General features: G+C 62.7%; 8 protein-coding genes and 1 pseudogene. 4 read left to right on the top strand and 5 right to left on the bottom strand.

Features of this window, described 5'->3' with window-relative positions; all coding sequences use genetic code 11:
* From ACX80C_RS16575 to ACX80C_RS16560, 4 genes and pseudogenes are all read left to right on the top strand, one after another.
* Positions 1–346 (top strand): annotated as a pseudogene (locus ACX80C_RS16575) (flavoprotein); the annotation flags it as partial.
* A gap of 31 nt (positions 347–377) precedes the next feature.
* The gene (locus tag ACX80C_RS16570; protein ID WP_459327561.1) at positions 378–1028 is read left to right on the top strand and encodes an arsenate reductase ArsC; all 651 of its coding nucleotides are present in this window, start codon (positions 378–380) and stop codon (positions 1026–1028) included.
* Between the two features lie 55 nt (positions 1029–1083).
* Positions 1084–1416, top strand: a complete 333-nt coding sequence (locus ACX80C_RS16565; protein WP_459327560.1) for an ArsR/SmtB family transcription factor — start codon at positions 1084–1086, stop codon at positions 1414–1416.
* 299 nt (positions 1417–1715) lie between these two features.
* The gene (locus ACX80C_RS16560) at positions 1716–2435 is read left to right on the top strand and encodes an arsenate-mycothiol transferase ArsC (RefSeq protein ID WP_459327559.1); all 720 of its coding nucleotides are present in this window, start codon (positions 1716–1718) and stop codon (positions 2433–2435) included.
* 37 nt (positions 2436–2472) lie between these two features.
* Here the strand turns inward: ACX80C_RS16560 and ACX80C_RS16555 are convergent, their stop codons facing one another.
* From ACX80C_RS16555 to ACX80C_RS16535, 5 genes are all read right to left on the bottom strand, one after another.
* Positions 2473–3120 carry a winged helix-turn-helix transcriptional regulator gene (locus ACX80C_RS16555; RefSeq protein ID WP_459327558.1) on the bottom strand — a complete coding sequence of 216 codons (648 nt, stop codon included), beginning with the start codon at positions 3118–3120 and terminating at the stop codon, positions 2473–2475.
* A 107-nt stretch (positions 3121–3227) separates the two neighbouring features.
* Positions 3228–4121, bottom strand: a complete 894-nt coding sequence (gene pstB / locus ACX80C_RS16550; RefSeq protein WP_459327557.1) for a phosphate ABC transporter ATP-binding protein PstB — start codon at positions 4119–4121, stop codon at positions 3228–3230.
* 2 nt (positions 4122–4123) lie between these two features.
* The gene (pstA, locus tag ACX80C_RS16545; RefSeq protein ID WP_459327556.1) at positions 4124–5026 is read right to left on the bottom strand and encodes a phosphate ABC transporter permease PstA; all 903 of its coding nucleotides are present in this window, start codon (positions 5024–5026) and stop codon (positions 4124–4126) included.
* Positions 5026–5982 carry a phosphate ABC transporter permease subunit PstC gene (pstC, locus tag ACX80C_RS16540; RefSeq protein ID WP_459327555.1) on the bottom strand — a complete coding sequence of 319 codons (957 nt, stop codon included), beginning with the start codon at positions 5980–5982 and terminating at the stop codon, positions 5026–5028. The genes pstA and pstC overlap by 1 nt, the downstream gene beginning before the upstream one ends.
* A gap of 30 nt (positions 5983–6012) precedes the next feature.
* Positions 6013–6990, bottom strand: a complete 978-nt coding sequence (locus ACX80C_RS16535; RefSeq protein ID WP_459327554.1) for a PstS family phosphate ABC transporter substrate-binding protein — start codon at positions 6988–6990, stop codon at positions 6013–6015.
* Positions 6991–7056: the final 66 nt, after the last annotated feature.

Below are 7056 nucleotides of genomic sequence, written 5' to 3'. Positions count from 1 at the left end.
GGAGAAAGACTTCTACCTCGTGGGAATGAAAAGCTACGGCCGGGCGCCCACATTCCTGCTCGCTACCGGTTATGAGCAGGTCCGGTCAGTAGTCGCGGCCATCGCCGGTGACCAGGCAAGCGCAACGAGCGTGCAGCTCGAACTCCCCGAAACGGGAGTGTGCAACACCGACCTCGGCGGCTCATGCGACGCCCCCGAGACGGAGCCTGCGTCAGGCTGTGGTGCGTCTTCCGGAGCCCACACACCCAGCGAGCAAGAGTCGGGCTGCTGCGCTGCGCCGCAACTGGTGAGCCTCGGCGTTCCGACGGGAACCGTGCACGGACGATCCAGCGACCCGGACTACTGAGCTGACGCAATCCATTGAGTAGGAGCCTGCGATGATTGCCCCTGCATTCACCGATGAGGGAGAACGTGCTCGTCAGCACGTTCTGGCGCGCATCTGTGAGGAGCTGGCAACAAAGTACGACGGCGTGTTCGGCCCGGAGATGGTTGAGCGCTACGTTTTCGAATCCCATGCGGCCCTCGCGCGTACCGCACGCATCAAGACCTATCTTCCGATTCTGACCCGGCGTTTCGCATCCGACAGGCTGGCGGCGTTGGCTCACGCCCAGGGCAAGCGCCTGAGTGGTGTGCCCGAAGTTCTTTTTGTTTGCGTGCAGAACGCGGGGCGGTCCCAGATGGCTGCGGCCCTGCTCAAGGTCATGACCGGCGGGCAGGTGAACGTTCGGTCGGCCGGGTCGATGCCCGCCGAGGAACTCGAGGGCCATGTGGTGGAGGTAATGGACGAACTCGGCATCAGCCTCGGTGAGGAGTTCCCCAAGCCCCTGACGGACGATGTTGTGCGAGCGGCCGACGTCGTAATCACCATGGGTTGCGGTGATACGTGTCCGATCTATCCGGGCAAAAAGTATGAGGACTGGAACATCAGTGATCCTGCAGATCTGTCGCTGGAAGACGTGCGATCGGTGCGGGAAGAGCTAAGGCGCCGTGTCCAGGTTCTGGCTACCCAACTGGTGGATCAACCGTGAACGGGCCAGGCGGAACGGCGGTACTGGCCAGTTCGGGCGCACTAGACTCGAAGCCATGTCCGAAGCACCGCAGGAGCGCCAACCAGCGAATGATGCACGGCCTGCTGAGCCTTTGGACCGGCCGAGCGCTGAGGTGCTCGCCCGCACTCTCCGCGCCGTGGCGGATCCAACACGGATACAGCTGTTGAGCATGCTCGTTGGCAGCCCGGAGGGTCGTGCCACGGTGAAAGATCTGGTGGTTCAGCTTGAATTCCGTCAGCCGACCATCAGCCACCACCTGAAGATCATGTTCGACGAAGGGATCCTGGATAAGGTGCAGTCTGGCCGCCAGGTGCGGTACTCAATATCCGCCCGTTATCGGCCAACGATCGAGGACCTGCTCAGGTGAGCACGAATCCGACGTCAGGGCCAAAGGCGAAACCCTTGGACGCGGCTTCCGCGGCAGAGCGCGCCCAGCAGGTCCAAGCTGTGGCGGACCCACTTCGCTTACGTCTACTGAGCCTACTGAGTGTACGCGGGGATCATTCGCACACGGCTGAGAGTCTGGCCCTCGAGGTCCAGTCTGGGCTCGCGGAAACGTTGCAAGGACTCGAAGTCCTGGAGGCGGCCGGCCTGATCGAAGCGTCAGCGGCCGGTACGCTGGCTCCGACCGCCGACGCTTGGATGCGCTTCGGTCAAGTTCTGAGCATGCCCAAGACTTGGGCTCCTGCACGTCCTGAGATTAACTCGGCCGAATCTTCCTCGGTTTCCGGGGCCAATTTGCGCGAGGGTGCCGGGGATGTTGTGACGGAGGTGCCTGCGATCATTCACCGGATTGCAGATCAGTTGAGCCACCGCTTCGCGGCTAACTTCTCGTCAGCGACGGTGCACAGGTACGTCGCCGACACCTATTTTCTTTTACGGGACCGCGCCCGCGTGACACGCTTCCTCGCGTCCCAAACCAGTCGCTTTGCGACCGACCGGCTAAGCGCACTCGCATCAGCTCGAGGTGTCGCGCTCCGCCCGGTGCCCGAGGTGCTCTTCGTGTGCGTGCTCAACGGCGGCCGATCCCAGATCGCCGCCAGCGTCCTGAAACACCTTGCGGGCGACAGGATTCACGTCCGGTCTGCCGGATCAGCACCTGGAGACCTGATTGACCCTCAGGTGATCGAATTGCTGGACGAGGTCGGTGTTTCCGTTACCGGAGAGTATCCCAAGCCACTCACGGACGAGATTGTGCAGGCATCGGACTTCGTCGTCACCATGGGCTGCGGTGACGCCTGCCCGGTATACCCCGGCCGACAGTACATCGACTGGGCGATTGAGGATCCTGTCGGACGTTCAGCGGAGGACGTCCGGCGGATCCGCGACGACGTATGGGCCAGGGTTGAAGCGCTCCTGCCGCAGTTGGGCATCGACTCGCACTGACGGAAAACACCTCCCGGTGTAGAAGCAACCCGGGGTGTCAGCAGTTCATGCGGTAGCCGAGTCCGCGAACTGTTTCGATGAACACGGCGTCGTCTGCGGCTGCCTCCATGAGTTTCTTCCGTGTCCGCATGATCGCCATCCGGGTTCGAGTGAAGTCCCGATCTTGGTCGTTGCCAATGGCACCGGCGACCTCCTCTACGCTCACGACCCGCGGGGCTTCTGACATCAGGTACCGGAGTACCCCGAATTCCTTCGGTGCCAAGTGAACGGCGGTGCCGTGGACGAACACGCGCAGTGATTGGGCGCTCAACGTCAGCCCACCGCACTGGATCTCCGTTGCGTCGGCGTGTTCGAGCATTCCCAGCTGGCTTACGGATGCGGCCAGGCTCTGGGTGCTGATCGGAAGGGGTGTCATGCCTCGCGCGCCGCGTTCCAGCGCGTGAAAAGCATCGACCTGGCTTTTGTAGCTCGAAAGGACGCCGACCAGTACCGGAATGCCGGCTGCTCCGGCAACCACACCGGTGAAGTCGACTACGTTGATGCCCGTCATTTCGGTCGAAGCGAGGACGACTTGTGGACGTTCTACACCGATGGCCAGTAGTGCGCTTGGCCCGTCTGGGTAGTGCTTCAGCTCGATTCCGACACTCAACAGTTCACCGCTGACCGCGTCATCGGCAGCTTGCATCGGCAGGACTGCTGCGACTTTGCAGGGCCATCTTCGCGATGCAGTGGGGTTAGGGCGAGACCAGTGTCCGCGGCGTGGTCGATCAACGTGGTGAGTCATCGCAATGCTCACCCGAACCGCCCGGAGATGTAGTCCTCGGTGCGCTGGTCCTCCGGGTCTTCGAAGATCTTGCTGGTCTTGGCATATTCGACTAGAACGCCTGTTCTGTCTCCGGATCCTTCGGCTGCCAGTGCGGTGAAGAACGCGGTGCGGTCGGCGACCCGGGCTGCCTGCTGCATGTTGTGGGTGACGATGACGATGGTGTAGTCCTTGCGCAGTTCGCCCATGAGGTCCTCGATGCGCATGGTGGCGATCGGGTCCAACGCTGAGCACGGTTCATCCATGAGGATCACATCTGGTTTGACGGCGATGGTGCGTGCGATGCAGAGGCGCTGTTGCTGTCCGCCGGAGAGCCCGAACGCGGATTGCTTGAGCTTGTCCTTGACCTCTCCCCAGAGAGCTGCACGGGTGAGGGCTTCTTCGACGAGGTCGTCCATGCTGTCGACTTTCATGCCGGTGACGCGGGGGCCGTAGGAGATGTTGTCGTAGATGGACTTCGGGAACGGGTTTGGTTTTTGGAAGACCATGCCGACCCGGCGGCGGACTTCGATCGCGTCGACCTCCTGCCCGTACATGTCGGTTCCTCGGAAGGAAACGGTGCCTTCAACCCGCGCGCCTTCGACGAGGTCGTTCATGCGGTTCAGGGTGCGCAGGAGCGTGGATTTTCCGCAGCCGGAGGGGCCGATGAGGGCGGTGATTTCGTTGACGCCGAAGTCGAGGGTGACGTCGGTGACGGCGCGGAAGTTGCCGTAGTAGACGTTGACGTTGTCGCAGCTGAGCAGTGCATCCGGCGTATCCGGCAGCCTGTCGTTCTTGTGGCTGGTGCGGAAGTGGACTCCGGGGCCGTGCTGTTCGTGCAGGCGGTCCTGGCCGGTGCGGGTGCTGGTTGTTGGTTCTGTCATGGTTACCACCGTGTCTGGAAGCGATTGCGGATGTAGATGGCCAGGCCGTTCATCAGGAGCAGCAGCCCGAGTAGCAGGATGGACGCTGCGGCGGCGAGTTCCTGGAACTCTGCCTGCGGACGGCCGGTCCAGTTGAAGATCTGGATGGGCATCGTGGTAAAGCCGCTGAGGATGCCGTTCGGGTCGAAGCTGACGAACACTAGGGCACCCAGTACCAGCAGTGGAGCTGCTTCGCCCAGCGCGCGGGAGAGGGCCAGGATGGACCCGGTCGCGATGCCGGGCACGGATGCGGGGAGGACCTGGCGCCACACGGTTTGCCAGCGGGTAGCCCCCAGCGCCATCGAACCCTGGCGTATCTCCAAGGGGACTGAGCGGATGGCTTCGCGGGTGGCGATCACGATCACCGGCAGGATCAGCAGGCTCAGCGCGAGGGCACCACCGATCACGATGTTCTTGTTCTGAACCCCAAGCAGGGACAAGAAAGACAGGGCCAACAGGCCATACACGATGGCCGGGACCGCGGCGAGGTTCTGCACGTTGAGCTCAACAACGCGGTTGTACCAAAGCTTCTTGTCGGCGAACTCTTCCAGATGCACTGCGGCGGCCACGCCGAGCGGGATGGTCATCACGGCGGTGGTTCCGATGACCCACGCCGAGCCGAGGATCGCAGGGCGTGCACCGGCGTCGTCGGGGTCTGAGGACGGATACGCGGTGAAAAGCGTCAGTCCGAGGCGTTCGTACCCGTCCAGCAGGGTAGTGATGATCAGGACGACGAGGAACAGGAACGAGAACGCTAGGCATCCCCAGACGAGGATCAGGAAGATCAGGGCGGCGGGGCTCTTCTCGCCGCTGAACTTTTTTTTGCGGTGCCCGAGGGGCCTGACGACGTCAGCGATGGAAGTCATTAGTAGGCCTCCCGGAAGCGGCGGACGATACGGATGCTGATAAAGTTCACCAGCAAGGTGATGAGGAACAAGAGCAGGCCGACGGCGAAGAGCGTGTCGTACTCCAGGGAGCCGACCCGGGAATCTCCCAGGGCTGCATTGGCGATGAACCCGGTCATGGTTTGGCCCTGTTCCAGCGGGTTGGTCACAATACGGGCCTGGTTGCCGGCTGCGAGGGCGACGATCATCGTTTCACCGACTGCCCGGGAGACGCCGAGGACGATCGCCGCGACGATGCCGGAGAGCGCGGCCGGGAAGACGACGCGGACGCTGGTCTGCATCCGCGTCGCTCCCAGCGCGGCAGAGCCTTGCCGGAGGGACTGCGGAACGGCGTTCATCGCGTCTTCGGAGATGGAGGCAATGGTCGGAACGATCATCACGCCCATGACGACACCGGCCGCCAGGACACTGAACGCACCGGTATCCAGGCCCAGCCATTCCCGGAAGACGGTGGCCTGAACGAAGGTGAGCGCGAAATACCCGTACACGACCGTGGGAACGCCGGCGAGGACCTCGAGGATGGGCTTGAGGACTTTCCGCAGGCGGGGGCTGGCGTACTCGGAGAGCAGCACCGCCGCGCCCAGGCCCAGGGGGACCGCGATGAGCAAGGCGATGCACGTTGTCCAAATGGTCGCGGAAATCAGCGGGAGCACCCCGAAGGTCGCGTCGGCGAACTGGGGCGCCCACCGGTCACCGAACAGGAAGTCCGTCACAGGAACCTGTTCGAAGAACCCGATAGCGGGAATCAGCAGGGCAAGGACAATACCGACCGTTGTGGCGACCGTGACCAGCGACGCCAAGCGCAGAACCCAGATGATGGCCGCTTCACCGTGGCGTTTTTTGCCTTTGAACACAAACGGGGCCGAGCGGCCCGGCGCGCTGGCCGGACCGCTCGATTCTTCTTTAAGAACTGTCATATCTATCAACCGTTGATTCCCTGAAGGGGGTTAGGAGCCGATGGAGGCGAGCTGCTCGGTTGCGGTGGTCTGCTGCTCGTCGGTCAGCGGGATGAACAGAGCGGCCTCAGCAACCTCGCCGGCGTTCTCCACGTAGTAGTCAACGAAGGTCTTCACCTGAGGCTTCTCAGCGTAGGAAGCGTTGGCTACGTAGATGAACAGCGGGCGGCCCAGCGGTGCGTAGGTGCCATCCTGGACGGTCTCGGTGGAGGGCAGGACACAACCGTCGCCGTTGTCCACAGCGACGAGCTTGACGGACTCGGCGTTTTCCTCGGCGTAGGACAAGCCGAAAAAGCCGATGGACCCTTCGTTGCCGGAAACGCCCTGAACAGTGACGTTGTCATCCTCGGAGGGGCTGTAATCGGTGCGGATCGCGCCTTCTTCACCGTTGATCGCCTCGGTGAAGTAATCGAAGGTGCCCGAATCGGTGCCGGCACCGAACAGCGCGAGTTCCTGGTCTGGGAAGGACGGGTCGACCTGGTTCCAGTTGGTGATCTCACCTTCGGATTCAGGTCCCCAGATCGTGGCAAGCTGCTCGACGGTCAGGCAGTCGGCCCAGTCGTTCTCGGGGTTCACCACGACGGAGAGCCCGTCGTTGGCCATGACAACCTCGGTGTATTCGACGCCGTTTTCCTCGCAGGTGGCCATCTCCTCTTCGGAGATCGGCCGGGACGCGTTGGAGATGTCGGTCTCGCCGGCGCAGAACGCAGCGAAACCTCCGCCGGTGCCTGAGGTGGCGACGGTGACGTTAGCATCAGAATCCACGTCGCGGAACATTGTGGCGGCCGCTTCAGTCAGCGGTGCCACTGTCGAGGAGCCATCGGCTACAACGGAGCCAGATCCGCCAGCTGCGGCGTCGGCGGAGCTGCCGGTATTCGACCCGGCGTCCTGGCCTCCACATGCGCTCAGTAACAGCGCGGCGAAGGCTAGTGACGCAGCGCCGGCGGTACGAGTAAGTCGTTTCTGCACTGTATTGATTCCTTCCAATGGCAACCGTGTTGCCCGGACGTCTATGAAAGATCGGCGATCCAACAG

Source organism: Arthrobacter tecti (genome assembly GCF_054511355.1).
The sequence above is the reverse complement of the archived record's forward strand: the minus strand, read 5'-3'. Positions and strand labels throughout refer to the sequence as shown.